The organism is Brevundimonas sp. VNH65 (genome assembly GCF_049445955.1).
Lineage (GTDB): Bacteria > Pseudomonadota > Alphaproteobacteria > Caulobacterales > Caulobacteraceae > Brevundimonas.
In genome coordinates, this window is sequence record NZ_JBMSDX010000012.1 from 1 (window position 1) to 26,755 (window position 26,755).

The 26,755-nt window shown below is 69.2% G+C and carries 25 protein-coding genes; 17 read left to right on the forward strand and 8 right to left on the reverse strand.

All coding sequences use genetic code 11. The features are described from left to right. Positions 1-156 precede the first annotated feature (156 nt). Complete coding sequence (locus ACO2Q1_RS15445) at positions 157-438, forward strand: hypothetical protein (RefSeq protein ID WP_423330382.1); 282 nt, start codon at positions 157-159, stop codon at positions 436-438. Positions 439-440: 2 nt separating this feature from the next. On the opposite strand, the gene ACO2Q1_RS15450 is transcribed toward ACO2Q1_RS15445, so the two are convergent. The 3 genes from ACO2Q1_RS15450 to ACO2Q1_RS15460 form a co-directional block, all read right to left on the reverse strand. After that, entirely contained in the window at positions 441-2,243 is a 1,803-nt protein-coding gene (locus ACO2Q1_RS15450) for a 2-oxo acid dehydrogenase subunit E2 (protein ID WP_423330383.1), read from the reverse strand. Between the two features lies 1 nt (position 2,244). Further along, positions 2,245-3,318 carry an alpha-ketoacid dehydrogenase subunit beta gene (locus tag ACO2Q1_RS15455; RefSeq protein ID WP_423330428.1) on the reverse strand — a complete coding sequence of 358 codons (1,074 nt, stop codon included), beginning with the start codon at positions 3,316-3,318 and terminating at the stop codon, positions 2,245-2,247. Between the two features lie 226 nt (positions 3,319-3,544). After that, a complete protein-coding gene (locus ACO2Q1_RS15460) occupies positions 3,545-4,792 on the reverse strand; it encodes a 3-methyl-2-oxobutanoate dehydrogenase (2-methylpropanoyl-transferring) subunit alpha (RefSeq protein WP_423330384.1) in 1,248 nt (415 codons plus the stop codon). Between the two features lie 167 nt (positions 4,793-4,959). Here ACO2Q1_RS15460 and ACO2Q1_RS15465 point away from each other — a divergent pair, with 167 nt between their 5' ends. From ACO2Q1_RS15465 to ACO2Q1_RS15540, 16 genes are all read left to right on the forward strand, one after another. Beyond that, positions 4,960-5,448 carry an Lrp/AsnC family transcriptional regulator gene (locus ACO2Q1_RS15465; RefSeq protein WP_423330385.1) on the forward strand — a complete coding sequence of 163 codons (489 nt, stop codon included), beginning with the start codon at positions 4,960-4,962 and terminating at the stop codon, positions 5,446-5,448. 8 nt (positions 5,449-5,456) lie between these two features. Beyond that, positions 5,457-6,776, forward strand: a complete 1,320-nt coding sequence (locus ACO2Q1_RS15470) for a hypothetical protein (protein ID WP_423330386.1) — start codon at positions 5,457-5,459, stop codon at positions 6,774-6,776. Positions 6,777-6,786: 10 nt separating this feature from the next. Further along, positions 6,787-7,725, forward strand: coding sequence for a pirin family protein (locus tag ACO2Q1_RS15475; RefSeq protein ID WP_423330387.1), 939 nt, complete (start codon positions 6,787-6,789; stop codon positions 7,723-7,725). A gap of 48 nt (positions 7,726-7,773) precedes the next feature. Further along, complete coding sequence (locus tag ACO2Q1_RS15480; RefSeq protein ID WP_423330388.1) at positions 7,774-8,103, forward strand: YerC/YecD family TrpR-related protein; 330 nt, start codon at positions 7,774-7,776, stop codon at positions 8,101-8,103. After that, positions 8,100-8,981 carry an ATP phosphoribosyltransferase gene (gene hisG / locus ACO2Q1_RS15485; protein ID WP_423330389.1) on the forward strand — a complete coding sequence of 294 codons (882 nt, stop codon included), beginning with the start codon at positions 8,100-8,102 and terminating at the stop codon, positions 8,979-8,981. The genes ACO2Q1_RS15480 and hisG overlap by 4 nt, the downstream gene beginning before the upstream one ends. Beyond that, positions 8,981-10,315: a histidinol dehydrogenase gene (gene hisD / locus ACO2Q1_RS15490; protein ID WP_423330390.1), complete on the forward strand. Its 1,335-nt coding sequence runs from the start codon at positions 8,981-8,983 to the stop codon at positions 10,313-10,315. Before hisG ends, hisD begins: the two co-directional genes overlap by 1 nt. Positions 10,316-10,484: 169 nt before the next feature. Next, entirely contained in the window at positions 10,485-11,918 is a 1,434-nt protein-coding gene (hisB, locus tag ACO2Q1_RS15495) for an imidazoleglycerol-phosphate dehydratase HisB (RefSeq protein ID WP_423330391.1), read from the forward strand. A gap of 163 nt (positions 11,919-12,081) precedes the next feature. Beyond that, entirely contained in the window at positions 12,082-12,690 is a 609-nt protein-coding gene (gene hisH, locus ACO2Q1_RS15500) for an imidazole glycerol phosphate synthase subunit HisH (protein ID WP_423330392.1), read from the forward strand. Further along, positions 12,684-13,409: a 1-(5-phosphoribosyl)-5-[(5-phosphoribosylamino)methylideneamino] imidazole-4-carboxamide isomerase gene (locus ACO2Q1_RS15505; protein WP_423330393.1), complete on the forward strand. Its 726-nt coding sequence runs from the start codon at positions 12,684-12,686 to the stop codon at positions 13,407-13,409. Before hisH ends, ACO2Q1_RS15505 begins: the two co-directional genes overlap by 7 nt. Positions 13,410-13,608: 199 nt before the next feature. Further along, positions 13,609-14,376, forward strand: a complete 768-nt coding sequence (hisF, locus tag ACO2Q1_RS15510) for an imidazole glycerol phosphate synthase subunit HisF (RefSeq protein ID WP_423330394.1) — start codon at positions 13,609-13,611, stop codon at positions 14,374-14,376. Between the two features lie 163 nt (positions 14,377-14,539). Further along, complete coding sequence (hisIE, locus tag ACO2Q1_RS15515; RefSeq protein ID WP_423330395.1) at positions 14,540-15,166, forward strand: bifunctional phosphoribosyl-AMP cyclohydrolase/phosphoribosyl-ATP diphosphatase HisIE; 627 nt, start codon at positions 14,540-14,542, stop codon at positions 15,164-15,166. Between the two features lie 41 nt (positions 15,167-15,207). Continuing rightward, positions 15,208-16,668 carry a glucose-6-phosphate dehydrogenase gene (gene zwf, locus ACO2Q1_RS15520; RefSeq protein ID WP_423330396.1) on the forward strand — a complete coding sequence of 487 codons (1,461 nt, stop codon included), beginning with the start codon at positions 15,208-15,210 and terminating at the stop codon, positions 16,666-16,668. 174 nt (positions 16,669-16,842) lie between these two features. Then, positions 16,843-17,547: a 6-phosphogluconolactonase gene (gene pgl / locus ACO2Q1_RS15525; RefSeq protein WP_423330397.1), complete on the forward strand. Its 705-nt coding sequence runs from the start codon at positions 16,843-16,845 to the stop codon at positions 17,545-17,547. A gap of 3 nt (positions 17,548-17,550) precedes the next feature. Then, entirely contained in the window at positions 17,551-19,455 is a 1,905-nt protein-coding gene (edd, locus tag ACO2Q1_RS15530; protein ID WP_423330398.1) for a phosphogluconate dehydratase, read from the forward strand. A gap of 193 nt (positions 19,456-19,648) precedes the next feature. Further along, positions 19,649-20,629, forward strand: coding sequence for a glucokinase (gene glk / locus ACO2Q1_RS15535; RefSeq protein ID WP_423330399.1), 981 nt, complete (start codon positions 19,649-19,651; stop codon positions 20,627-20,629). 73 nt (positions 20,630-20,702) lie between these two features. After that, entirely contained in the window at positions 20,703-20,966 is a 264-nt protein-coding gene (locus tag ACO2Q1_RS15540; protein WP_423330400.1) for a hypothetical protein, read from the forward strand. Between the two features lie 320 nt (positions 20,967-21,286). On the opposite strand, the gene ACO2Q1_RS15545 is transcribed toward ACO2Q1_RS15540, so the two are convergent. From ACO2Q1_RS15545 to astD, 5 genes are all read right to left on the reverse strand, one after another. Further along, entirely contained in the window at positions 21,287-21,658 is a 372-nt protein-coding gene (locus tag ACO2Q1_RS15545; protein ID WP_423330401.1) for a hypothetical protein, read from the reverse strand. Between the two features lie 181 nt (positions 21,659-21,839). Then, positions 21,840-23,135 (reverse strand): homogentisate 1,2-dioxygenase, encoded by a 1,296-nt coding sequence (gene hmgA / locus ACO2Q1_RS15550; RefSeq protein ID WP_423330402.1) that lies wholly within the window; start codon positions 23,133-23,135, stop codon positions 21,840-21,842. Between the two features lie 313 nt (positions 23,136-23,448). After that, positions 23,449-24,786, reverse strand: a complete 1,338-nt coding sequence (astB, locus tag ACO2Q1_RS15555) for an N-succinylarginine dihydrolase (RefSeq protein ID WP_423330403.1) — start codon at positions 24,784-24,786, stop codon at positions 23,449-23,451. Positions 24,787-24,997: 211 nt separating this feature from the next. Further along, positions 24,998-25,273, reverse strand: coding sequence for a hypothetical protein (locus tag ACO2Q1_RS15560; RefSeq protein ID WP_423330404.1), 276 nt, complete (start codon positions 25,271-25,273; stop codon positions 24,998-25,000). A 47-nt stretch (positions 25,274-25,320) separates the two neighbouring features. Further along, a complete protein-coding gene (gene astD, locus ACO2Q1_RS15565) occupies positions 25,321-26,736 on the reverse strand; it encodes a succinylglutamate-semialdehyde dehydrogenase (RefSeq protein ID WP_423330405.1) in 1,416 nt (471 codons plus the stop codon). Positions 26,737-26,755 lie beyond the last annotated feature (19 nt).

Below are 26,755 nucleotides of genomic sequence, written 5' to 3' on the forward strand. Positions count from 1 at the left end.
CAGATCGGCCGGCCTGCTGCGCTGGTTGATGGCTGCGCAGACCGGCCTCTTGCCAACCCCAACAACCCCAGCTCAGATCAACGACGGACTCTTGTTATGGCTGGATGAGAAACGGGGGTCACGTCACCCTACAAGTCGCGGCCCAAGTTGAAGACCATGCTCGCATCGATGACAGGCTCGATCCAAGACGCTGAAGCCAATGCTGCCAGGATCGTTGATGAGCACAACGCGCTCGTCCACGCCGACCCCGTTGGCGCTTTTCGCCACGCGTCGTTGATTAATAGACGCCTTAGTTTCAGCCCTTCGAAATCGATTGGTGAGCCGGAGCGCTGCGACCGACTGAGTCTGGAAGCTGCGAGCTGGCTTGCCGTTCTCACGGCTCGCGCTTCTGCGATCTTCCCCAACGCTTCCGACTTCAGCGAAGAACTCAGCAGCTAACATCACCCCATCCACAACGTCGCGGGATGCTCGAGCAGGCCCTTGATCCGCTGCACGAACACCGCCGCGTCATGCCCGTCGACGATGCGGTGATCGAAGCTGGACGACAGGTTCATCATCTTCCGCACGACCATCTGGCCGTTCCGCACCACGACCCGCTCCTCGATCTTGTTGGGACCGACGATGGCGACCTCGGGGTGGTTGATGATCGGGGTGTGAACCACCCCGCCCAGGGTCCCCAGCGAGGTGATGGTGATGGTCGAGCCGCTCAGTTCCTCGCGTTTGGCCGAACCATCCTTGGCCGCGCCCGACACCCGCGCGATTTCGGCGGCGGTGTCGTAGGGGTCGCGCGCCTCGGCGTGGCGGACCACCGGCACCATCAGCCCGTTCGGCGTCTGGGCGGCGATGCCCAGATGGACCGCATTGTGTTGCGTCAGGACGCCGGCCTCGTCGTCATAGGTGGCGTTGATCTGCGGCTGGTCGCGCAGGGCCACGACGATAGCGCGGGCGATGAAGGGCAGGACGTTGAGCTTGGGCTTGCCCGTCGTCTTGGCCTGGGCGTTCAGATGGGCGCGCAGTTCCTCCAGCGCCGTCATGTCGATGTCCTCGACATAGGTGATGTGCGGGATGCGCCGGACGCTCTCGGCCATCTTCTCCGCGATCTTGCGGCGCAGGCCGATGATGCGGACCTCGGTGGTTCCCTCGGCCGGGGCGTAGAGGCCGCCGGTCGTCGTCGGCGCCGAACCCTGCGACGGCGCCCCGCCCCGCGCGATCCAGGCGTCCAGGTCCTCATGACCGATGCGACCCGCCGGACCCGAACCCGGCACGAAGGTCAGATCCACGCCCAGATCTCGCGCGCGGTTGCGCACCGCAGGCGAGGCCAGCGGCCGCTCCCCGGCGGCGCGGCCGGTGAGGGCGGGGACGCTCAAGCCCTTCCCCCTTGATGGGGGAAGGGTTGGGATGGGGGTGACGGCGGTGGGAGCCGCAGGCGCCGAGGGCGATGCGGCCGTGATCGCTCCGCTGACGGCGTTCTGACGGCCAGCGCTGTCACCCCCAACCCCAGCCCTCCCCCCATCAAGGGGGAAGGGGGCCGATTGTGCGGCGGGAGCGACATTCCCCGTCCCCTCGACCCGGAACGACACCAGCGGCCCGCCCACGGCGACCTGTTTGCCGGGCTCCCCGTGCAGGGCCACGACCACGCCCGACACCGGCGAGGTCATCTCCACGGTGGCCTTGTCGGTCATGACCTCGGCCAGCAACTGGTCCTCTTCGACGACGTCGCCGACCGCCACCTTCCAGCCGACCAGCTCCGCCTCGGCCGTGCCCTCGCCCACGTCAGGCAGTTTGAAGACGTAGTTGGCGGCGGCTGCCGCAGCGGAGCCCTCCCCCTTGATGGGGGAGGGTTGGGTGGGGGTGACGGTGGCAGAAGCAAGGGATTCGTCCGACGACACGGGACCGGCGGCGTCCTGATGGCCGGCGCCTTCACCCCCATCCCCGGCCCTTCCCCCCTCAAGGGGGAAGGGAGAAGAGTCTTTGGCCTCGCCCCCATCCGCATTCCCCTCCCCCTCGACCTCGAACACGATCAGGTCGCCGCGCACCGCGGCCATCTGTCCGGGCTCGCCGTGCAGGGAGAGGACCACGCCCGCGACCGGGCTGGTCAGTTCGACGGTGGCCTTGTCGGTCATCACGTCGGCGACGATCTGGTCTTCCTCGACCCGGTCGCCGACCGCGACGTGCCAGGCGACCAGTTCCGCCTCGGCCGTGCCCTCGCCCACGTCGGGCAGTTTGAAGACGTAACGGCCCATCTCAGCGCCCCCCCGTCATGACCGATTTCAGCGCATCCGCGACCCGTTCGGGGCCGGGGAAATATTCCCACTCGAAGGCGTGCGGATAGGGGGTGTCCCAGCCGGTCACCCGCGCGATCGGCGCCTCCAGATGATAGAAGCACCGCTCCTGCACCAGGGCCGACAGCTCCGCGCCATAGCCCGACGTCTTCGGCGCCTCATGCACGATGACGCAGCGGCCGGTCTTCTTCACGCTGGCCTCGATCGTGGCGATGTCCAGCGGCACCAGGGTGCGCAGGTCGATGACCTCGGCGTCCACGCCCGCATGTTCGGCGCCCGCCAGCGACACCCAGACCATGGTGCCATAGGCCAGGATGGTCACATCGGCGCCCTCACGCACGACATTGGCCTGTCCCAGCGGGATCGAATATTTGCCGGTCGGCACCTGGGCCTGGTCTTGCGCCTTCCACGGGCTGACCGGCTTCTGGTGCCAGCCGTCGAAGGGCCCGTTGTAGAGCCGCTTGGGCTCGAAGAAGATGACCGGATCGTCGTCCTCGATCGCCGCCGTCAGCAGGCCCTTGGCGTCATAGGGGCTGGACGGAATGACCACCTTCAGCCCGGCGATATGGGTGAACAGGCTTTCGGGGCTCTGGCTGTGGGTCTGGCCGCCGAAGATGCCCCCGCCGTAGGGAGACCGCACCACCATCGGCACGGTGAACTGCCCGCCCGAGCGGTAGCGCATCTTGGCCGCTTCCGAGACCAGCTGATCATAGGCCGGATAGATGTAGTCGGCGAACTGGATCTCGACGACCGGACGCAGGCCGTAGGTGGCCATGCCGATGGCGGCGCCGACGATGCCGGTCTCCGAGATCGGGGCGTCGAAACTGCGGGTCAGGCCGTGCTTCTTCTGCAGCTTGTCGGTGACGCGGAAGACGCCGCCGAAATAGCCCGCGTCCTCGCCGAAGCTGAGCACCGTCGGGTCCTCGCCCATCTTGACGTCCAGGGCCGAGTTCAGCGCCTGGATCATGTTCATGGGCGCGGTGGCCGGCGCCTCGGGCGCCTCGGCGGCCGGGGTGTTGTCGACGCGATCGGCCATGTCGGGCTCGACGCCGTCGGTGCGATCGGAATTCGAAAAGGTGTCGGTCATCAGGAAACACCCTTCAAACTCACCGTCACCCTCGGGCTTGTCCCGAGGGCCCATGGCGGCGTCAATTGCGAGCGAGAGACGTCAGACCTCAGCGGCCGAACGATCTCTTCCATTTTCGCGGGGCGGATGAATGGGTCCTCGGGACAAGCCCGAGGATGACGGAGTTGGAAAGACATCAGATTCCCACCTCGCGACGCTGTTCCAGCAGACGCCAGTCCTCGGTCGCATAGACCTCCTCGAACATCTCCTTCACCGACGGGCGCGACTGACCCAGGGTGCCGATGGCCTCGGACTCCTTGCCGGCGGCGCGCACCTGTTCGACCGCGTCCTTCAGGGCGGCCTGATGGCGCTCGTCGTCCCATTCGCCGATGACGGTCAGATGCTGGCGCAGACGTTCGATCGGATCGCCCAGCGGCCATTTCTCGTGCTCGTCGGCCGGGCGATAGGCGCTGGGGTCGTCCGACGTCGAATGCGGCGCGCCGCGATAGGTGAACAGCTCGATCACCGTCGCGCCGAGGTTGGACCGCGCCCGCTCCTCGGCCCACTGGGTCGCGGCCCAGACGGCCAGGAAGTCGTTGCCGTCCACCCGCAGCGCCGGCAGGCCGTAGCCCACGGCCTTGGACGCGAAGGTGGTCTCCAGCCCGCCCGCGATGCCCTGGAAGGACGAAATGGCCCACTGGTTGTTGACGACGTTCAGGATCACCGGCGCCCGATAGACGCTGGCGAAGGTCAGGGCCGAGTGGAAGTCGCTCTCGGCCGTCGAGCCGTCGCCGATCCAGGTGATGGCCAACTTGTCGTCGCCGCGATAGGCCGACGCCATGGCCCAACCCACGGCCTGCGGATACTGGGTGCCCAGATTGCCCGAGATGGTGAAGAAGCCATAGTCCTTGGCCGAATACATGATCGGCAGCTGGCGGCCTTTGATCGGGTCGGCGGCGTTGGAATAGATCTGGTTCATCATCGTCGCCAACGGATAGCCGCGCGCGATCAGAAGCCCTTGCTGGCGATAGGTCGGAAAGCCCATGTCCTCGCGGCTCAGGATCAGCCCCTGGGCCACGGCGATCGCCTCCTCGCCCGTGCACTTCATATAGAAGCTGGTCTTGCCCTGGCGGTGGGCGCGGTGCATCCGGTCATCGAACGCCCGCGTCAGGATCATGGCCTGCAGGCCGCGCCGCAGGGTGTCGGGATCGAGACGCGGATTCCACGGCCCGACCGCATTCCCCTCTTCGTCCAGAACGCGGATCAGGCGGAAAGCCAGGTCCATCATGCGCACCGGCTGGCTGTCGACGGGCGGCCGTTCCACCGCGCCGGGCGCATCCAGCTTCAGGTGGCTGAAGTCCGGCGCGTCGCCGGGCCGGCCCGAAGGCTCGGGCACGCGCAGCGACAACGGCCGGGAATTGCGGCTTTCGGCCTTCCTGGTCACCTCTGAACCTCCGGATGAGGGAGCCAGTCGGTTCGGCTGGCCCGTCCGACTTTTCTTGTGTAACTCCCTGATAGCAGACCGACCGGGCCAAGGCTTGTGCAAATCCGCCTTGCTTTCTTCGGTTTTCGGCTATTTTATTGCGCGATAACGACCACGGGAGAAACGCATTGGCCGACGAACTTGATCCTATCGACGCCCGCATACTGGACATCCTGCAACAGGACGCCGGGCTGTCGGTCGCCGAGGTCGCCGATCGCGTGGGCCTTTCGGCCTCGCCCTGCTGGCGCCGGATCAAGAGACTGGAGGACTCGGGCCTGATCCGCAAGCGGGTCACCCTGCTGGACGCCACCCTGCTGGGCCTGGACTTCGAGGTCTACGCCATCGTCAAGCTGAACCTGCCGTCCAGCGACAATCTCAAGATGTTCGAGGCCGCCGTCGAGGGATGGCCCGAGGTGGTCCAGTGCGCCACCATCACCGGCCGCGAGGACTATGTGCTGCGCATCGTCACCAGCGACATGCACGCCTTCGACCTGTTCCTGCGCGAGAAACTGCTGACCCTGGGCATCGTCTCGGACTGCGAAAGCCACATCGTCACGCGCGGGGTGAAGAACGTCACCACCCTGCCGCTCGGCATCATCACGCCCCACATCCGATAGGGCGGAACATGGGTTTCGGCCACCTCGCCCTCGCACTGGTCCTGTCCGCCGCCGAGCCCGCTCCCCATTCCCCGCCATCCCGGCCTGTCGCGGCGCCTGCAGCGCCCGAGACGGACCTCGCCGCCTTCGGGCGGCTCAGGGCCGAAGGCGTGGCCGCCTATCGGGCCGGAGACCTTCCCACCGCCGCCGCGCGTCTGGCGGAGGCGGAACGACATCTGCCCAACCATCCGGGCGTGATGCGGCTGCGGTCGCGAATCGCGGCGGCGCGGGGCGACCTGCCCGAGGCCCTGGCGCAGCTGGATCGCTACGCCCGCGCGGGCTTGACCCTGGACGTCGCGGCCGAACCCGTCCTCGCCGCCGCGGCCGACACGCCCGGCCATGCAGAGGTGCTGGCGCGGCTACAGGCGAACACCGCCCCCGTCGGGGCCGATCGCCTGTCGGTCGTCGCGGCCGTGCCGGGATCAGGCCTGGTGGAAAGCCTCGTGCGCGACACGAGCCGGGGCCGCTGGCTTGTGTCCCGTGTCGCCGGCCGTGACATTCAGGCGCTCGACGACACAGGTCGCCTGACCGCCTTCCTGACGCCCTCTCCTGCAATCGAGGGCGTCTTCGGCCTGGCGCTGGATGCATCAGCCGCGCTGATCTGGGCGGCGACCAATCCCGCTCCGCCCGCCGCCCATGGCCGCGAGACGCCGGGACCCGCCGCCGTTCTGGCGATCGACGCCCGCACCGGCGAGGTGCGCTCCACTGTCCCCTTGCCCCCGAGCGAGAGACCCCGCGGCGTCGGCGACATTCTTCGCACGCGCGACGGCCGGCTCTATGTGTCGGACGGGCTGACGGGCGAAGTGTTCGACCTCGATCCGACATCCGGAGCCTTAGGTCTCTTCATCGCGCCCGGCGTCCTGGGGTCGCCCCAGGGTCTGATCGAGACCCCCGACGGGCGGAACCTCATCATCGCCGACTATTCGTCCGGCCTCTGGCTCGTGCCGCGATCAGGCGAGGCGCCGCGACGGCTCGTCGCTCCGGACACGGCGGTCCTGATCGGCATCGACGGCCTGATCACCGACGGGACCGCCGTCTACACCCTGCAGAACGGCGTCGCGCCGCAACGGGTGCTCAAGCTGGTCCTGGACGAGACATGGACCCGCATCGACCGTGTCGAGGTCCTCGCCGCCAATCTGCCCGAACTGGACGAGCCGACGACCGGCGTGATCTTCGAGAACGACCTGGTCTTCGTGGCCCGTTCCCAGTGGAGCGATTTCGAATCCGATGGCAAGCTGAAGACACAGGAACCGGCGGCGGCCCTCGTCGCCCGGCTGCGACTGAATTGAGGACGCCCAGATGATCGAGATGGTGATCGACGCCCGTCGCAAGGATCTGGGCGGGTTCGAGGTCGGGCGGGTCCTGCCCTTCCATTCCCGTCGCATGGTCGGCCCGTTCATCTTCCTGGACCAGATGGGGCCGGCGGAGTTCGCGCCGGGATCGAACGCGATCGACGTGCGCCCGCATCCGCATATCGGCCTGTCGACCCTCACCTATCTGTTCGAGGGCGAGATCATGCACCGCGACAACCTGGGCTACACCCAGGCCATCCGTCCGGGCGAGGTCAACTGGATGACCGCCGGCAAGGGCATCGTCCATTCCGAGCGCACCGATCCGCTGAAGAAGTCGCAAGGCGGCCCCATGCACGGCATGCAGGCCTGGATCGCCCTGCCGACCGAGGCGGAGGAGGCCGACCCCGCCTTCTATCACCATGCGGAGGCCGCCCTGCCGTCCTATGAATCGGGCGGCCTGTTCGCACGGCTGGTGGCGGGCGAGGCCTACGGCGCCTCCGCCGACGTCAAGATCTCCTCGCCCCTGTTCTATGTGCATTGGGAACTGAAAGAGGGCGTCCGCACCGCCCCGCCTCCGGGCCGGGGGCAGGGCGGCATGAGCGAGCGCGCCCTCTATGTCGCCAAGGGCGGGATCGAGATCGCCGGCCGCGAATATCACGCCGGCCAGATGATCATTCTGGAGCCCGACGCCGAACCGACCCTGAAGGCCCTGACCCAGTCCACCGTCATGGCCCTGGGCGGCGAACCGGTCGGCGAACGTCTGATCTGGTGGAACTTCGTCGCCTCGTCCCAGGACCGCATCGATCAGGCCAAGGCCGACTGGAAGGCCGGGCGGATGAACCTGCCGAGCGAGGACGATCTGGAGTTCATTCCCCTGCCCGACGACCCGGCGCCGGCCCGCGCCGCCCCCGCGCCGGTCGAGCCCAAGCCGACCGATCCGGTCTGACGTCGACCCTATTGACCGTTCCATCGTTACAGCATAGTGGAACGCGCCATGAGCAATGGCGCGACACGAACGGGTATTGAAAAGGCGGCGGCGGACCGCCTCGCCCTGTATGACGCCCTGCTGACGCTGCGCACCCCTGACGAGGTCGACGCCTTCCTGGCCGACCTCTGCACGCCCTCCGAACTGCGCGCCTTCGCCGAACGCTGGGCCGTCGCGCGCCTGCTGGACCAGCAGGACCTGTCCTATCGCGAGATCGGCGCCGAGGCCGGCGCCAGCCCCACCACCGTCGTGCGCGTCGCGCGCTTCCTCAAGGACATGGACAACCGGGGCTATCGCCTCGTGCTGGACCGACTGAAGACCAGGAAGACCCGATCATGAGCACTGTTCAGGGGCGGCTGCGTATCGCCGTCCAGAAATCCGGCCGCCTGTCCGAGCGCAGCCTCGACCTCGTCCGCGACGCCGGCCTGCGCGTGGTCAAGGGGAACAACGACCTCCTCTACCGGGTCGAGAACTATCCCATCGACCTGCTGCGCGTGCGCGACGACGACATCCCGACCTTCGTCGCCGACGGCGTCTGCGATCTCGGCATCGTCGGCGAGAACGTGCTGGAGGAGGTCCGCAACGGCGGCCCCAACGCCGAGGTCGTCATGCCCCTGGGTTTCGGTCGCTGCACCCTGAAACTCGCCATCCCCCCGACCCTCGCCTACGACGGTCCGGCCTCGCTGGAGGGGCTGCGGATCGCGACCTCCTATCCGAAGATCCTGCGTCGCTTTCTGGATGAGCGCGGCGTCTCCGCCGACATCGTCACCATGCGCGGCGCCGTCGAGGTCGCCCCCCGGCTCAAGCTGGCCGCCGCCATCTGCGACCTCGTCTCCACGGGCGCGACACTCGAGGCCAACGGACTTCAGGCGCGCGAGACCGTGCTGGACAGCCAGGCCGTGCTGGTCCGCTCGCCCGTGGCCCCTGAGCCAGGCCTGCAACACCTGCTGGACTCCATCATCGAGCGGATGTCGGGCGTCGTGTCCTCCCAGGGCGCCAAATACGTCATGCTGAACGCCCCTCTGGCGACGCTGGACCGCATCACCGCCCTGCTGCCCGGCGCCGGATCGCCGACCGTCATGCCCCTTTCGGGTCGCGACGACGCCGTGGCCGTCCACGCCGTCTGCCAGGAGGCCGTGTTCTGGGAGACCCTGGAGAAGCTCAAGGCCGAGGGCGCCTCCGCCATCCTCGTCCTGCCCATCGAGAAGATGATGTGATGGCCGCCGCCGCTTTCAAACGCATCGACTGGGCGTCGCTCGACGACGCCGGAAAGCGCGAGGCCCTGGCGCGTCCGGCCCAGCGCACCGCCGCCGATGTCTCCGACGTCGTGCGCGCCATCCTCGACGACGTGCGTGCGCGCGGCGGCGCGGCGGTGACGGACTGGTGCCTGAAACTGGACAAGGCCCCGCCCCGGCGCATCGCCATCACCCCGGCGACCGTGGCGGACGCCCGCGCCGCCCTGCCCCCCGCCGACGCCCGCGCCCTGACGATCGCGGCCGAGAACATCCGCATCTTCCACCAGGCGACCCGGCCGGAAGACACGCCCTTCATCGAGACCACCCCCGGCGTGCGGTCGAAACGGGTCTGGCGGCCGATCCGCTCGGCCGGCCTCTATGTGCCCGGCGGCACGGCGCCGCTGTTCTCCTCCCTGCTCATGCTGGCCATTCCGGCGCAGGTGGCCGGTGTGGGATCGCGTGTCGCCGTCACCCCGCCGTCGAAGGATCCGGCCCACGCCCTCGGCGTTCACCCGGCCATGATCGTGGCGGCGGCCGAGGCGGGCCTCGACGCCCTCTGGCTCATCGGCGGGGCCCAGGCCATCGCCGCCCTGACCTTCGGGGTCGAGCTTGAGGACGGGATCATCCCGGCCTGCGACAAGCTGTTCGGCCCCGGCAACGCCTGGGTCGCCGAGGCCAAGAAACAGGCGAACGCCCTGCCGGGCGGCCCCGCCGTGGACATGCCCGCCGGACCGTCCGAGCTGATGGTCATCGTCGACCGCGATTCCGCGCCCGAAATCGCCGCCGCCGACCTGCTCAGCCAGGCCGAGCACGACGCCGACGCCCAGGTGATCCTCGTCTCCACCAGCCGCGCGACGATCGACTACATCCTGACCGAGGTGGAGGCCCAGATCGCGACCCTGCCGCGCGAGGCGGTGGCCCGCGCCTCCCTGGCCGAGGCCCGCGCCGTGCTGGTGCGCGACCTCGACACGGCCTGCGAGGTCGCCAATCTCTATGCGCCGGAGCACCTGGCGATCCAGGTCGAATACGCCGACGAACTGGTCGATCAGATCCAGGCGGCCGGGGCGATCTTCGTCGGCCGCTGGGCCGCCGAGACCCTGGGCGACTACGCCGCCGGCCCCTCCCACGTCCTGCCCACCGACGGCGGCGCCCGCACCCTGGGCGGCGTCGCCACCGCCAGCTTCATGACCTCCATGTCGGTCCAGACCGTCACCGAGACCGGCGCCGCCCGCCTCGCCCCCATCGCCGCCCGCCTCGCCCGCCTCGAAGGCCTCGAAGCCCACGCCCGCGCGGCCGATCTGAGGGGGGAAGGATGATTCGCAATCTCTCCCTTCTCCCCTCGGGGGAGAAGGTGGCCCGTCAGGGTCGGATGAGGGGGCTGGTCCAGCATTTCCTCATCTCGACGACCGGCCTCGTATTCACCGCCCCCTCATCCGTCAGGCTCCGCCTGCCACCTTCTCCCCCGAGGGGAGAAGGGAGTTTCGCATGACCCTCCCCGCCCCCTTCCCGCCGCTGGTCGCCGGCGCCGACGGCCTCGACCGCTATCCGTCCGACCCGGCGGCCCTGGCCGCCCGCATGGCCGAAATCTATGGCGTCCCGGCCGACCATGTCCTGCCGGTGCGCGGCCTGACCCACGGGCTGGAGCTGGTCTGGCGCATCGCCGCGCGTGAGGGACAGTCGGTTCAGGCCCCCGACGCCGCCCCCTATACGGATCTCGCCGCCCTCTACGCCCGCCCCGGCGTGTCGGGACAGCCTGCCGCCATCGTCATCCGTGCCCTCGGCTCGCCCGAGGCCGTCGCCGAGATGGCCGGCCGCGTCGCCCCCGCCCTTCTGGTCGTCGATGAGGGCCTGATCGAGTTCGCCGACACCCCTTCGGCCGCGACGGTCCTCAACGAGGCCCCAAACCTCGTCGTCCTGCGCAGCCTGTCGCTGGCCTATGGGCTGGCGGGCGCCCGCGTCGGCGCGGCCCTCGCCCAGCCCGACGTCCTCGCCCGCCTCGCCTCGGCGCTTGAGCCCTACGCCCTGCCCGAGCCCCTGATCCGGCTGGCCCAGCAGGCGCTCGATCCGTCGCGCATGATCGAGACCGCCGAACGCATCGCCGGCGTCAAGCGCGAGCGCGCCCGCCTCGCCCGCGAGATCGGCCGCCTGATGCCGGTCGAACCCGGCGTCGGCCCGATCCTGATGACCCGGCCGGACGACCCCGAAGCCGTGACCGCCGAGCTGGCGAAATACGGCGTGCCCGCCGACCGTTCCGGCGACCGCCTGCGCCTGCCGGTCTCGCTCAGGCCCGAGGTCAACGACCGCCTTCTGGTCGCCCTCGGCCTCAACCCGCCCCGCGCCCGCCCGGCCCGCACCGGCCAGTCCGTGCGCGACACCAAGGAGACGCGGATCGTCTGCGCCGTCGATCTAGACGCGACCGCCCCGGTGAAGATCGAGACCGGCGTCGGCTTCTTCGACCACATGCTGGAGCAGATCGCGGCCCACGGCGGCTTCTCGATCCGCCTGTCCTGCGAGGGCGACCTGCACACCGACCCGCACCACACCATCGAGGACTCGGCCATCGCCCTCGGTCAGGCCCTGAAACAGGCCCTTGGCGAACGCCGCGGCATCGCCCGCTACGGCTTCGTCCTGGCCATGGACGAAGCCCAGGCGAATGTCGCCATCGACCTGTCGGGTCGCCCCTATCCCCTGTTCGAGGGAAGCTTCGCCACCCCCTACATCGGCGACTACCGCACCGACCTGACCGCCCACGTCTTCCGCTCCCTCGCCGAGGCCATGGGCGCCGCCGTCCACATCAAGGTCACCGGCGACGACGACCATCACAAGACCGAGGCCGCCTACAAGGGCTTCGGCCGCGCCCTGCGCCAGGCCATCCGCATCGAGGGCGACGCCGTGCCCTCGACCAAGGGGGTGTTGTGATGGGCGGCGCCGCTTCCCTTCTCCCCTCGGGGGAGAAGGTGGGCCCGAAGGGCTCGGATGAGGGGGCTCTGTCCGCCTCGCTAACGACAAGAAGGAGTCTGGGTCTGCCAGCCCCCTCATCCGTCAGGCTTCGCCTGCCACCTTCTCCCCCGGGGGGAGAAGGATGAAGGTCACCGTCCTCGCCTACGGCGCCGGCAACGTCGCCTCGGTCCAGTTCGCCCTGGAGCGCCTCGGCGCCGCCGTCCGCCTGACCGCCGACCCGGCCGAGGTCGCCGAGGCCGAGCGCCTGATCCTGCCCGGCGTCGGGGCGGCCGGTTACGCCATGCAGCGCCTCAACGACCTGGGCCTGTCCGGGCCCGTCCGCGCCTTCTCCCGCCCCCTGCTCGGCGTCTGCCTCGGCCAGCAGCTGCTGTTCGGGACCAGCGAGGAGGGTCAGCAGGCCGGCGATGTCGACCTGCTCGGCTTCATCCCCGGCGCCGTCCGCCCCTTCAACCTGCCCGCGACCCTCCCCGTCCCCCACATGGGCTGGAGCCGTCTGAACGACCTCGCCGACGACCCGTTGCTGGAGGGGGTCGAACCCGGTTCGTACGCCTATTTCGTCCACGGCTTCGTCTGCCCCGACGGCCCCGCCACCCTGGCCCGCGCCGACTACGGCGGTCCCGTCCCGGCCGTGGTCCGAAGCGAAAACCGCTGGGGTTGCCAGTTCCACCCCGAACGCTCCGCCGCGGCCGGGGCGCGCATCCTGCAGAACTTCCTGAGTCTTCCATGCTGATCTACCCCGCCATCGACCTGAAGCACGGCGCCTGCGTGCGCCTGCTGCACGGCCGGTTCGACGCCGTGACCCGCTACGACGACGCGCCCGCCCGCCGCCTCGCCCAGTTCGCCGCGGAGGGGGCTGAGTGGGTCCACATCGTCGATCTGGACGGCGCCGAGGCCGGTCGCGCCATCCAGCACGCCCTGATCGGCGAACTGGCCGCCAGCGTCGATGTGAATATCCAGTCCGGCGGCGGGGTCCGGTCGCGTACCGACGTGGACGCCCTGCTGGCCGCCGGGGTCAGCCGCGTGGTCGTCGGCTCCCTCGCCGTCACCGCCGCCGATCAGGTCGGCCAATGGCTGGCCGAGCTCGGCCCCGAGGCCCTGACGCTGGCCTTCGACATCAAGCTGGAGGACGGCGTTCCGGTCCCCGCTCTCAAGGGCTGGAGCCAGTCCTCAGGCGTCGACCTCTGGACGGCGCTGGACCGCTATCCGCCTGGAACCCTGACGCACGTTCTCATCACCGACGTCGGCCGCGACGGCGCCCTGACCGGCCCCAACCTCGACCTGCTGGCCGAGGCGCGCCGTCGCCGTCCCGATCTGAAAATCCAGGCCTCCGGCGGCGTCTCCTCGCTCGACGACCTGACCGCCTGTCGCGACTTCGGCTGCGACGGCGCCATCGTCGGTCGCGCCATCTACGAGGGCCGGTTCACTGTGACCGAGGCGGTGTCGTTGTGATGTTCCTCAAACCGCTCCTCCCCCACCGAGCATCCCGGCGAAGGCCGGGATCCAGATCCAAGTTCGGATATCTGAGTTTTGCCTCCCTCTGGTCTGGACCCGACTCCCTGAAATCGAGAATCGATCTGGATCCCGGCCTTCGCCGGGATGCTCGGACCTTGAGCTCGGGCGATCCGGTCATTCCCCAGAGCGCCGCCGCATGACCGCCCGTCGCATCATCCCCTGCCTCGACGTCAAGGACGGCCGGGTGGTCAAGGGCGTGAAGTTCGTCGGCCACACCGACATGGGCGACGCGGCCGAACTGGCCGCCCGCTATCGTGACGAAGGCGCCGACGAGCTGGTCTTCTACGACATCACCGCCAGCCCCGAGGGCCGCACCCTCGACTACGGCTGGGTCCGCGACATCGCCCGCCTGCTCGACATCCCCTTCTGCGTCGCGGGCGGCATCCGCAGCGTGGATCAGGCCGCCCGCTGTCTCGACAACGGCGCCGACAAGGTCTCGATCAACTCCCCGGCCCTCGAACGTCCCGAACTGATCGCCGAGATGGCCGAACGCCTCGGCGGCCAGTGCGTGGTCGTCGGAGTCGACAGCCGCCTCGAGGACGGCGACTGGGTCGTCCACAAATACACCGGCGATCCCGACGCCCGCCGCCGCGCCGGCAAACGCACCCTCGACTGGATCGAACAGGCCCAGGCCCTCGGCGCCGGCGAGATCGTCCTCAACTGCATCGACCAGGACGGCGTCCGCAAAGGCTATGACGTCGAACAGCTCGCCGCCGCCCGCGCCCGCCTGACCATTCCCCTCGTCGCCTCGGGCGGCGCCGGCGCCCCCGAGCATTTCAGCGACGTGTTCCAGCAGGCCGACGTCTCCGGCGCCCTGGCCGCCAGCGTCTTCCACACCGGCGCCATCGGCATCCCGGACCTCAAACGCTACCTCGCCGGGCAAGGTCAGGAGATGCGGATATGATGATCATGACTCACCTTCTCCCCTCGGGGGAGAAGGTGGCTCGCGCAGCGAGACGGATGAGGGGGCTGTTTCAACAGTCGCTCATCTCAACGGATGAATCCGTCTCTGGCAGCCCCCTCATCCGGCCCTTCGGACCACCTTCTCCCTCGAGGGGAGAAGGACAATGACCCTCGACCCCTCCACCCTCGACTTCGCCAAGGGCGACGGCCTGATCCCCGTCGTGGTTCAGGACGCCGACACCCTCCAGGTCCTGACCCTGGCCTATATGGACCGCGCCGCCCTGGACGAGACGATCGCATCAGGAGAGGCCACCTTCTTCTCCCGTTCGCGTGGCGGGCGCTGGAGGAAGGGCGAGACCTCGGGCAACCGTCAGACGGTCGTCTCCATCGCCCCCGACTGCGACGGCGACGCCCTGGTCCTGGCCGTCCGCCCCATGGGCCCGGCCTGTCATCTGGGCACGACGTCCTGCTTCGGCGACGCCGACGCCCCGGGCCTCGGCCGGATCGCCGCGCTGGAGCGCACCATCGCCGCCCGCGCCTCCGAGGATCCCTCGGTCAGCTACACCGCCCGCATGATCGCAGAAGGCCCCAAACGCCTGGCCCAGAAGGTGGGAGAGGAAGGCGTCGAGACCGCCCTCGCCGGCGTCGCCGGGCCGGACACGGAACTGGCCAGCGAGGCTGCGGATTTGATCTATCACCTGCTGGTTCTGTTACGCTCGCGTCACTTGTCGTTTCAGGCGGTGCTGGACGTGTTGGCGGAACGCGCGCGACCGGCCAAAGACACGCGGTAAAAGGGGTCTTCTGATCCCGCATGATGGGAAGAGGAGCGAGCATGGCGGCCTTGGTGCTGTTCGGCGGCGGCGGCGATCTGGCCATGCGGATGCTGCTGCCCTCGCTCTACTTCCTCGACCATGAGGGCCGTCTCGCCGACGGTCTGAAGATCATCGGCGCCGCCCGCTCGGACGAAAGCCGCGACGAATATGTCGAGAAGGTCCGCGCCGCCTGCCGGTCCAAGGCGGAACCCGACGGCGTCTGGGACGCCACGACCTGGGCCCGGATGGAGGCCCGCCTCGACTATCTGGCCGTCGACGCCACCAGCCCCGAGAGCCTGAAGCCCCTCAAGGACAAGGTCGGCGACGGTCCGATCACCTCCTTCCTCGCCGTCTCCCCCTCCCTCTACGCCCGCATCGTCTCGGCCATGAAGGCGGCGGGTCTGGCCGAGGACAATTGCCGCGTGGTGCTGGAAAAGCCGGTCGGCCGCGACCTGAAATCCTTCCTGGAGATCGACGACGCCGTCGCCGACGCCTTCGACGAGGATCAGGTCTTCCGCATCGACCACTACCTCGGCAAGGAGACGGTCCAGAACCTGATCGCCCTGCGCTTCGGCAACACGGTGTTCGAGCCCCTGTGGAACGCCCAGAACATCGACCACGTCCAGATCACCATCGGCGAAACGGTCGGGGTCGGCGACCGCTGGCCCTACTATGACGAATACGGCGCCCTGCGGGACATGCTGCAGAACCACATGCTCCAGCTGCTCTGCCTGGTCGCCATGGAGCCGCCCTCCGACCTCGACCCCGAGTCCGTCCGCAACGAAAAGGTCAAGGTTCTCCGGTCGCTCCGCCCCATCACCTTCGAGGAGGCCGAACGCGTCACCGTACGCGGCCAGTATGTCGGCGGACCGTTCGAGGGCGGGACCGTCAAGGGCTATGACGAGGAGCGCGGCCTGGATTCCGACACCGAGACCTTCGTCGCCATCCGCGCCGACATCGACAACTGGCGCTGGGCGGGCGTGCCCTTCTTCATGCGCACCGGCAAGCGGCTGCCGGAGAAGCGCACCGAAATCGTCATCCAGTTCAAACCCCTGCCCCACTCCATCTTCGACTCGGGCGACCGGGGCGAGGTCGAGGCCAACCGCATGGTCATCGAGCTTCAACCCGAAGAAGACATCTCCCTGACGGTGATGAACAAAAAGGCCGGTCTGGACGCCCGCATGCAGCTTCAGCCGATCAAGATGAGCCTGACCTGGGGTTTCCGCGGCAAGGACGAGACCCCGCCTCGCCGCCGCATCGCCTATGAGCGTCTTCTGCTCGACGCCCTGAACGGCGACTCCACCCTGTTCGTCCGCCGCGACGAGGCCGAGCAGGCGTGGAAATGGGTGGACGAGGTCTCCGAGGCCTGGACCGACGGCCACGTCAAACCCATCGAATACGCCCCCGGCTCCTGGGGCCCCACAGAGGCCGACTACCTGCTGGAACGCACCGGCCGCGCGTGGAACACGACCGATGCGTAGACTTCACGTTCTCCCTTCTCCCCTCGGGGGAGAAGGTGGCGGGCGAAGCCTGACGGATGAGGGGGCTGCCCAGTCAGGCCTCACTCGTCAGAATAGGACCAGGCTCAACCCGCCCCCTCATCCGGCCCTCCGGGCCACCTTCTCCCCCGAGGGGAGAAGGATCGGACGTATGCAATGACCGCCATCATCGCCCTCCCCACCCTCGACGCCTGGTCCGCTGACATCGCCGCCCGCCTGGGCGAGACCCTGGCCGCCGCCGTCACCGACACCGGCCGCGCGGTGTTCGCCGGCGCCGGCGGCACGACCCCCGCCCCCATCTACGCCCGCCTGTCACAGGCCGATCTCGACTGGTCGAAGGTGACCGCCACCCTGGTCGATGAACGCTACGTCCCCGAGACGTCCCCGCACTCCAACGCGGCGGCGATGAAGCGCGACCTGCTGACCGGCCCGGCCTCGGCGGCGACCTTCATTCCGCTCTATACGCCGCAGGTCACCGTCGACCGCGCCGCCGCCGTCGCCGCCCAGGCCCTGGCCGGAGCTGGGGGGCGTTTCGACGCGGTCCTTCTCGGCATGGGGGAGGATGGCCATATCTGTTCCATGTTCCCCGAAAGCCCAACCCTGAAGACCCTGCTGACCCCGACGCTTCAACCGACCGTGCTCGGCGTCCCCCACGGTCGTGACGGCATGGCGCCGACGATCGAGCGGCTGTCGATCAACCTGCCGTATCTGGCGCAGGCAGGCCGGGTGATCCTGGCCCTCAAGGGCGCCGCCAAGCGCGCCGTCTTCGAACGCGAGGCCCAGGGCGATCCGGCCATCCAGCCCATCGCCGCCCTGCTGGCCGCCGAAGTCCCCCTCGAAGTCGTCTGGACGGAGGCCTAACCCATGGCCCAGTTGCATCCGACCGTCGCCGCCGTCACCGCCCGCATCGTTGAGCGGTCCCGTACGACACGCGCCGACTACCTCCGGCGCATGGACGCCGCCCGTGACAGCGGCGCCGGACGCGCCAAACTGTCCTGCGCCAACTGGGCCCACGCCTTCGCCGGCCAGACCCTGGCCGACAAGCTGACGTCGATGGACGGATCCAAACCCAACGTCGGCATCGTCACCGCCTATAACGACATGCTCTCGGCCCATCAGCCGTTCGAACGCTATCCCGGCGTGGTGCGCCAAGCCGTGCGCGAGGTCGGCGCCACGGCCCAGGTCGCGGGCGGCACCCCCGCCATGTGCGACGGCGTCACCCAGGGCCGCCCCGGCATGGAGCTCAGCCTGTTCAGCCGCGACGTCATCGCCATGTCGGTCGGGGTCGCCCTGACCCATGACGCCTTCGACGCCGGTCTGATGCTGGGCGTCTGCGACAAGATCGTGCCGGGCCTCTTCATGGGCGCCCTGGCCTTCGGCCATCTGCCGGTCGTCTTCGCCCCCGCCGGTCCCATGCCCTCGGGCATCCCCAATGCGGAAAAGGCCCGCGTCCGCGCCGAGTTCGCGCAAGGGCTGGTCGGCCGCGATGTCCTTCTGGCCTCGGAGATCGGCTCCTACCACTCGCCCGGCACCTGCACCTTCTACGGCACCGCCAACTCCAACCAGATGATGATGGAGCTGGGCGGTCTGCACCTGCCCTCCACCGCCTTCGCCCATCCGGACACCGGCCTGCGCGACGCCCTGACCAGCGCCGCCGCCAAACGCGCCGTCGAACTGGCCCGCTCGGGCGAGGCCCGGATGGCCGACGTCGTGGACGAGAAGTCGATCGTCAACATGATCGTGGCCCTGCTGGCCACCGGCGGCTCGACCAACCACGCCATCCATCTGGTCGCCATGGCCCGTGCCGCGGGCGTCCTGATCGACTGGACCGACATGGACGAGCTGTCGGCCGTGACCCCGCTTCTGGCCCGCGTCTATCCCAACGGCTCGGCCGATGTGAACGCCTTCCAGGCCGCCGGCGGGGTCGCCTTCGTGGCCCGCGAGCTGGCCGAGGCCGGCCACATCCACTCCGACGTGATGACCGTCGCCGGCCCCGGCATCCACCACTACTTCCAGGAGCCGTCCCTGATCGACGGCGAACTGGTCTGGCGCGACGGCGTCGCCGAAAGCCTCGACACCACCATCCTGCGCCCCGCCTCCGACCCGTTCGATCGCGAGGGCGGCCTGCGTCTGGTCAAGGGCGACCTCGGCCGGGCCGTCATCAAGGTCTCGGCGGTCAAGCCCGAGAACCGCATCGTCCAGGCCCCCGCCGCCGTCTTCGAGGCCCAGGAAGACGTCCTCGCCGCCTTCAAGGCCGGACAGCTGGACGGCGACGTCGTCATCGTCCTGCGCTTCCAGGGGCCGAAGGCCAACGGCATGCCCGAACTCCACTCCCTCTCCCCGGCCCTCAGCGTGCTTCAGGACAAGGGGTTCAAGGTCGCCCTCGTCACCGACGGCCGCATGTCCGGCGCCTCGGGCAAGACGCCCGCCGCCATTCACGTGTCGCCCGAGGCCCTCGCCGGCGGCCCCCTGGCCCATGTGCGCGACGGCGACATCGTCCGTCTCGACGCCGAGGCCGGGGTCCTGACGACGATCGACGCCGGCGACATCGCGACCCGCCCGGCCGCGCAACGCTCCACCGTCCACGCCGAGGGTTCGTCCTGGGGTTACGGCCGCGAGCTGTTCGGGTCCTTCCGTCAGGTGGTCACCACCGCCGAGGAAGGCGCCACCGTCTGCTTCCCGCCGCTCAGCGACATCAACACCGGCGCCGCCCGCCACGACGACACCCCGCCCAATCCCAATATCGTTGACCGGACCGTGGACGCATGAGAACAGCGCCGAATCTTCCTTCTCCCCTCGGGGGAGAAGGTGGCGGGCGAAGCCTGACGGATGAGGGGGTTGTGTCTTCGCGCCTTGAATCAGCCGCCGAGCCCGACTTCAACCGCCCCCTCATCCGAGCCCTCCGGGCCCATCTTCTCCCCCGAGGGGAGAAGGGCCGTCTCATCCTCAGTAAGGTTCAACCATGACCATCGCCTGGGACAAGACCCTTCTCGTCGGCGACGTCGGCGGCACCAACGCCCGCTTCGCCCTGGCCCATATGGCCAACGGAAAGCCGACGCTCGAGCATCACGACAGCTTCCCCGCCGAGACCTATCCGACCTTCCTCGAGGGGGTGAAGGCCTTCATCGACGGCTGCGAGGTCAAGCCGACCGGCGGCGTCATCGCCGTGGCCGGCCCGGTCACCGACGGCGAGATCGACCTGACCAACTCCCCCTGGCGCGTGTCCGAAAGCGAGCTCCAGACCCTGGGCCTCAACCCCGTGCGCCTCATCAACGACTTCGAGGCCCTGGCCTGGGGCGCGCCTGTCGTCGGCGCCGACCAGCTGGGCGATCTGGGCGGCCCCGAAGAAGGCGACCCTGACAGCGCCATCGCCGTCCTCGGCCCGGGCACCGGCTTCGGCGTGTCCGCCCTGGTCCGCGACGGGCGCGGCGGCGAGATGGCCATGCCCAGCGAGGGCGGCCACGCCTGCTTCCCCCCCGGCGACGAGGTCGAGGACGAGATCCTGCGCATCCTGCGCCGCCGCTATGACCGGGTCTCGATCGAACGCCTGATCTGCGGCCCCGGCCTGCTCAACATGCACCGCGCCCTGGCCGAGATCGACGGGCGCGAGACCCATATCGACGACCCGGCCGAAATCACCAAGACGGCGCTGGCCGACCCCGACAGCCCCTGCGGCCACACCCTCGCCCGCTTCTGCGCCATCCTCGGCGCCGTGGCCGGGGACATCGCCCTGACCACCGGCGCGCGCGGCGGGGTCTATATCGCCGGGGGCATCGCCCCGCGCATCCTGCCCTTCCTCCAGGCCAGCCCCTTCCGCCGCCGCTTCGAGCGCAAGGGCCGGTTCCAGGAATACATGCAGGCCATCCCCACCCGGGTCATCCTGCACAAGCACGCGGCCCTGCTCGGCGCCGCGCGCGTGGCCTTCGCGGACATCGGCGGGTAACGCCGTCGTCACGACGGCGTGAACCCTTTGGGCGCGACGGCGTTTCCTCTCCACGCAACAAGGAGGAAACCAGATGCGTAAAGTGATCATCGCCGCCGCCGCCACCTTCGCCTTCGCCGGCCTGGCCGCCTGCGGCGAAAGCGCCGCCGACAAGGCCGCCGAGCAACAGGCCGACGCGCTGGAGGCCCAGGCCGCCGCGACCCCGAACGAGGCCGAGGAGAAGGCCCTCAATGAGAAGGCCGACATGATCGAGCAACAGGCCGGCAACGCCGACGGCGGCATGACCACCTCCAATACGCCGAACACCTCGCCCAGCCAGACGCCGCCGACCCAGTAAGGTCACCGTCCGAACGACAGAGCCCCCGCCGAGCAATCGACGGGGGCTTTTTCATGGGGTTTGCATTTTTTGCAGGGCCTACGCCCGCCCCTCCCTCTCCCGGTTGGGAGAGGGACTGAGCGCACGGCGGCGCAGCCGTCGTCCTGGCGCTCAAGGGTGAGGGGACAATCGCTGCAGTCGGCGAAGCCGTGTCACCGTCCGTGCGACGACTTCGCCGACGGCTGGACCGTCCCCTCGTCCGGCCCTGCGGGCCACCTTCTCCCGACCGGGAGAAGGGAAGACGTCCACGCGCCCAACCGTTCCGGCGAGCGCCGCCCCGCTCAATCCACGCAGATCGCCGGGGTCGCCTTGCCGTTCTCGACCCGGGCGTAGCAGCCGAAGGGACGGCTGTCGGCCTGGCATTGGCCCACGGCCGCCGCCCCGGCTTCCGGGAAGGGCGCCTGTTCGACACGGCAGTCTCCCGCGCAGTCGGAACCCGTCATGCAGCGCTTGCCGGCGTCGGCGTAGCGCACCACGCACTGCATCGTCTGCGCCCGACCGACCGGCTGCATCGTCCCGCCCCGCGCCGCGCAGTCGGCGGCGGTCGGAGTCTGGACGGCGGTCTCCGCATCCGTCTCCACGGTCTTCGGCGCGCAGGCGACCAGAGACAAGGCCAGAGACAGGCTCAGCGCCGCCGTCAGAGCCCGTTTCATTCCGGTGTTCCCCGACATTCTATCTCTCGCTCCGTCACCCTCGGGCTTGTCCCGAGGGCCCATTGTTCAATCCCAAGGGCGTAAGGCCGGAGGCTGCGCCTACAGTCCCTCACCGATCACCGCCCGCCATGGGCCCTCGGGACAAGCCCGAGGGTGACGCACGGGAAAACCTGACCCTGCCCTAAACCGACCCCTTGTCGAAGCCGGTCCAGACGTCGTCGTAGTCCAGCTGCATCGTCGGGCTGGATTGCGCCCATTCCGTGGTGCGGATCGGCATGCGGGTCTCGAACATGAAGGCCAGGGTGTCGGTGATCTTCACCGACTTCAGGTCGGCCTTGACCGCCTTGTCATAGCTGGCCTGATCGGGCCCGTGGCCGCTCATGCAGTTGTGCAGGGAGGCGCCGCCCGGCGCGAACCCGCCGCCGTCCTTGGCGTCGTATTCGCCGAAGATCAGCCCCATGAACTCGCTCATCACGTTCCGGTGGAACCACGGCGGGCGGAAGGTGTCCTCCGCCACCATCCAGCGCGGCGGGAAGATGACGAAATCGCAGTTGGCCGTCCCAGGCGTGTCGCTGGGCGAGGTCAGGACCGTGAAGATCGACGGGTCCGGATGGTCGAAACTGACCGTGCCGATCGTGTTGAACTTCGCCGTGTCATAGCGGCAGGGCGCCAGGTTGCCGTGCCACCCCACCACGTCCAGCGGCGAGTGATCGAAGGTCGTGGTCCACAGCCGCCCGCCGTATTTCTGCACGCACTCGGTCGGTCGATCCACGTCCTCGAAGGCGGCGACGGGCGTCTCGAAATCCCGCGGATTGGCCAGGCCGTTGGACCCGATCGGCCCCAGGTCCGGCAGACGGAACGGCGCGCCGTAGTTCTCGCAGACATAGCCGCGAATGGCCCCGTCGCACTCCACCCGGAACCGCACCCCGCGCGGAATGACCACGACATGGCCGGGCGCCGCCTCGATCCGCCCCATCTCGGTCACGAACACCTGATCCCCCTGCTGCGGCACGATCAGCAGTTCGCCGTCCGCGCAGTAGAAGACCCGGTCCGTCATCGGCCGGTTGGCCGCATACAGGTGGATGCCTGTCCCGACGCCCGCCTCAGGATCGCCGTTCCCGCCATAGGTGACCAGCCCCTCGACCCAGTCGGTCGGCTGATCCGGCAGGGGCAGCGGGTCCCAGCGCATCCGGTTCGGGTTCGGCGGCGCCTCGGTGAACGGCCCGGACCGCACGCGCCCCTGGTTGAACGGGCGATAGGCCGGATGCTGGGCCGAGGGCCTCAGCCGGTACAGCCAAGACCGCCGGTTCTCCACGCGCGGCGCGGTGAAGGCCGTCCCCGACAGCTGTTCGGCGTACAGCCCCTTGGCATGCCGCTGCGGCGAGTTCCGTCCCTCCGGCAGGGCCCCGGGCGCCGCCTCCGTGGCGAAATGATTGCCGAACCCGGTCATATACAGCGGCGCATTGGCTCGCGTCATGTGCGTCTCCCGTCCGCCTGTTTCTTGTGGCGAGGTTTAGCGGGCCAGGCCCCGGGGTGCCAGCCCGACATCGCGGCGATAGGGAAGCGGGCTTTCATTGTCCCTTCTCCCGGTTGGGAGAAGGTGGCTCGCGTAGCGAGACGGATGAGGGGACGGTCTGGAAGTCGGCGACAGCCGCCGCATCGCCTGCGCTACGGCTCACGCCGACTGCACCGCCCGTCCCCTCACCCTTGAGCGCCAGGACGACGGCTCCGCCGCCGTGCGCTCAATCCCTCTCCCAACCGGGAGAGGGAAGTTGAGAACGTCAGGTCCGTCAAAAGCCCTCCCGCTGGAACGGATAAAAACCGCCGCCCAGATCCAGGATGGCGGCCAGACTGTCCAGCGCCTCGCGCGTCTCGATCAACAGGGCCGGATCGGCCAGGTCGGCGGGGAACAACCGGTCGCGATAGTGCCGCCCGGCCCAGTCGGTCAGGACGGCGAACAGGTCATCGTTCATCCGCATCGGATCATAGACGGCGTCCAGCTCCGCCTCGGTCAGCACGACGCGCAGACGCAGACAGGCCGGCCCGCCGCCGTTCCGCATCGACTGGCGCACATCCACATATCGCACCACCCCGATCGGGCCGTTGGACGCGACCAGTCCCTCGGCCACCGCCCGGCTGCGGTCGTTCTCCTGCGTCTCCACCGGACAGATCAGGCTCAGCCGATCCTCGCCCGGAACCTGGATCAGCATGGAGTTGAACAGATAGCTGCCGATGGCGTCGCCCAGCGGCAGGTCGGCGGCCGACACCTCCACGAACACCGGCTCAAAGCCCCTGGCCGCCGCCCGGATCGCCGCCTGGGTCGCCGCCGTGTCCTCGAACGCCATCTCGTGGAAGAACAGGGTGTCCAGAGCCCCGACGCAGACCACGTCGTTGTGGAACGTCCCGCCCGCGATGGCCGCCCGCCCCTGCCGCGCCAGGACCGCACCCGATGCTTCATGCCGGCGCATGATCGCGTCCGACGCCTCGCGCGTCTGGCGCGCGGGAAACGCCCCGTCCCAGGCCTCGAACGCCTCGCGGCCCCAGACCATCAGATTGACTCCCGGCGCCCCGTGTTCAGCGCACAGCCGCACATGATTGGCCGCCCCCTCGTCCGCCAGATGGCCGACGGACGGCAGGGCGTCATGGACGGCGAACAGGTCCGGGTCGGGAAACAGGGCGCGCAGCGACCTCTGCGTCTGCCGGTGCTCCAGCGAGCGATGCAGGTTGGTGGTCAGGTTCGCCGGGGTGAAATGCACCCGCCCGTCGGCGCTGTCGGCGCCGGGCGTCACCGTCGCCGCATTGGCCGCCCACATGGCCGAAGCGGAACAGGCGGCGGCGGCGAAGCTGGGCGCCTCCTTCCACGCCCGCTCCAGCACGGCGGCGTCGCTCCCGGCGAACCCCAGCGACCTCAGGAACGGAATATCCGGCCGCTCCTGCGGCGGCAGCACGAACTGCGGCAGCCCCAGATCGGCCAGGGCCTTCATCTTCTCCAGCCCCTGGATCACCGCCGCCCGCGGATTCGACGCCTCCCCCTTGTTGCGCCCCGACGCCAGATTCCCCGGCGACAACCCCGCATAGGAATGCGTCGGCCCGATCAGACCGTCCACGTTGGCTTCAATGGCTTTCACGCGCCCTCCCCCTGGAGGGGGGAGGGTTGGGTGGGGGTGGAAGCGCGGTGCTCGGAGGTCGTCGCGTTCACCCGGTCTTGTGGCGCCTGGGCGGAGTCTCTTGGGGTCGCCGTCAACATCGCGCCTCCACCCCATCCCCCGACCCCTTCCCCCTCGAGGGGAAGGGGAGCTTTCTGGGTCGGCATATAGATCTTGGTTTCAACGGCGAGAGTCACCAAGGGAACGCCCCGCTACCAGCCAACATTCGCTCGACCTCACCTCTAGCCATGAGACCCACAACCATGCTGGCGATGCTCAAGCCGAGCAGAACAGACAGCGCCACCATCCGTCTGGTCTGAAAAAGATCCCAAGCCCACGCCAGCACATTGCCCAGTTGGACAGTGATCCAGACGACAAAAAGCACCCCTGCGCTCCAACCAAGCAGCGCAAGACCGACCGCCACGATCAGGAAGCCAATCAGGCCTCCCAGCCAGATCCTGACCGCCAACCAGAGTTGACTGCTAAGTCTAGAGGGAGAGCTCTGGGGCCGAGACGTCACCCCCTCACCCCCCTCATCTCGCCCTCGATATTCCGCACCGCCCCCGCCTCGAAACTCGCCACCGGATAGGCGCAATAGTCGGCCGCGTACCAGGCGCTGGGCCGGTGGTTGCCGCTGGCGCCCAGGCCGCCGAACGGCATGTCGCCCGCCGCCCCGGTCGTCGGCCGGTTGAAGTTGACCACCCCGGCGCGAATGCGGCTGACGAACCGGTCCCAGTTCGCCGGATCGTCGCTGACCAGCCCGGCCGACAGGCCGTATTTGGTCGCATTGGCGGCCGCGATCGCCGCCTCGAACGTGGGGACTCGGATCACCTGCAGGAACGGGGCGAACATCTCCTCGTCCAGCACGTTCAGGCCGGTCACATCGATCACGGCCGGCTTGACGAAGGCCGGCGACAGGCCGTCGATCAGGCCCGAGGCGCGCACCACCTTCGCCCCCAGGTCGATCCGCTGCTGCAGGGCCTGCAAGGCCGCCTGCGCCGCCGCCGCCGAGATCAGCGGCCCGGCATAGGGCTCCGGCGTCGAATCCCACGGCGCGAAATTCAGTCGGTCCGACAGGGCCGCGACCGCCTCAACGATCGCATCCCCGGCCGCGCCCTCCGGCACGATCAGCCGCCGCGCGCAGGAGCACCGCTGGCCGGTGGTGACGAACGCGGACTGCACCACAATCCCGGCCACGGCCTCCACGTCCGCCGCATCCCAGACCACCAGCGGATTGTTGCCGCCCAGCTCCAGCGCCAGGATGATGTGCGGATCGTCGGCGAACTTGCGCCGGAAGTACGCCCCCGCCGCGCCCGAGCCGGTGAACATCAGGGCGTCGATCGGCTGGTCCAGCAGGGCCGCGCCGACATCCCGTCCGCCCTGGATCAGGTTGAACACCCCCTCCGGCAGGTCGGCCTCGGCCAGGCATTCGGCCATCAGCGCCCCGGTCCAGGGCGTTTCCTCCGACGGCTTGAACACCACCGTGTCTCCGGCCAGCAGGGCCGGCACGATATGTCCATTGGGCAGGTGGCCCGGAAAGTTGAACGGCCCCAGCACCGCCGCCACCCCATGCGGCCGGTGGCGCAGCACCGCCCGGCCGAACGCCGTGTCGCTGGTCCGCTCGCCCGTCCGCTCGTCATAGGCGCGGATCGAGATGTCGACCTTGCCCGCCATGGCGCCCAGCTCGGCCGTCGTCTCCCACAGGGCCTTGCCGGTCTCCTTCGAGATCGCCTCGGCGATTTCCGGCGCGCGGCGCTTCAGGATCGCCTGATAGCGTCTGACCGCGTCGATCCGGTCCTGCCTCGGCCGATCGGCCCAGTCGGGAAAAGCGGCGCGCGCGGCCGCCACGGCGGCGGCGACCTGATCGCCGGTGGAGACAGCGCCTTCCCAGACGGCCTGGCCGGTGGCGGGGTCGATGGATTTCAGGGTCATGACAATACTCCCCTTCTCC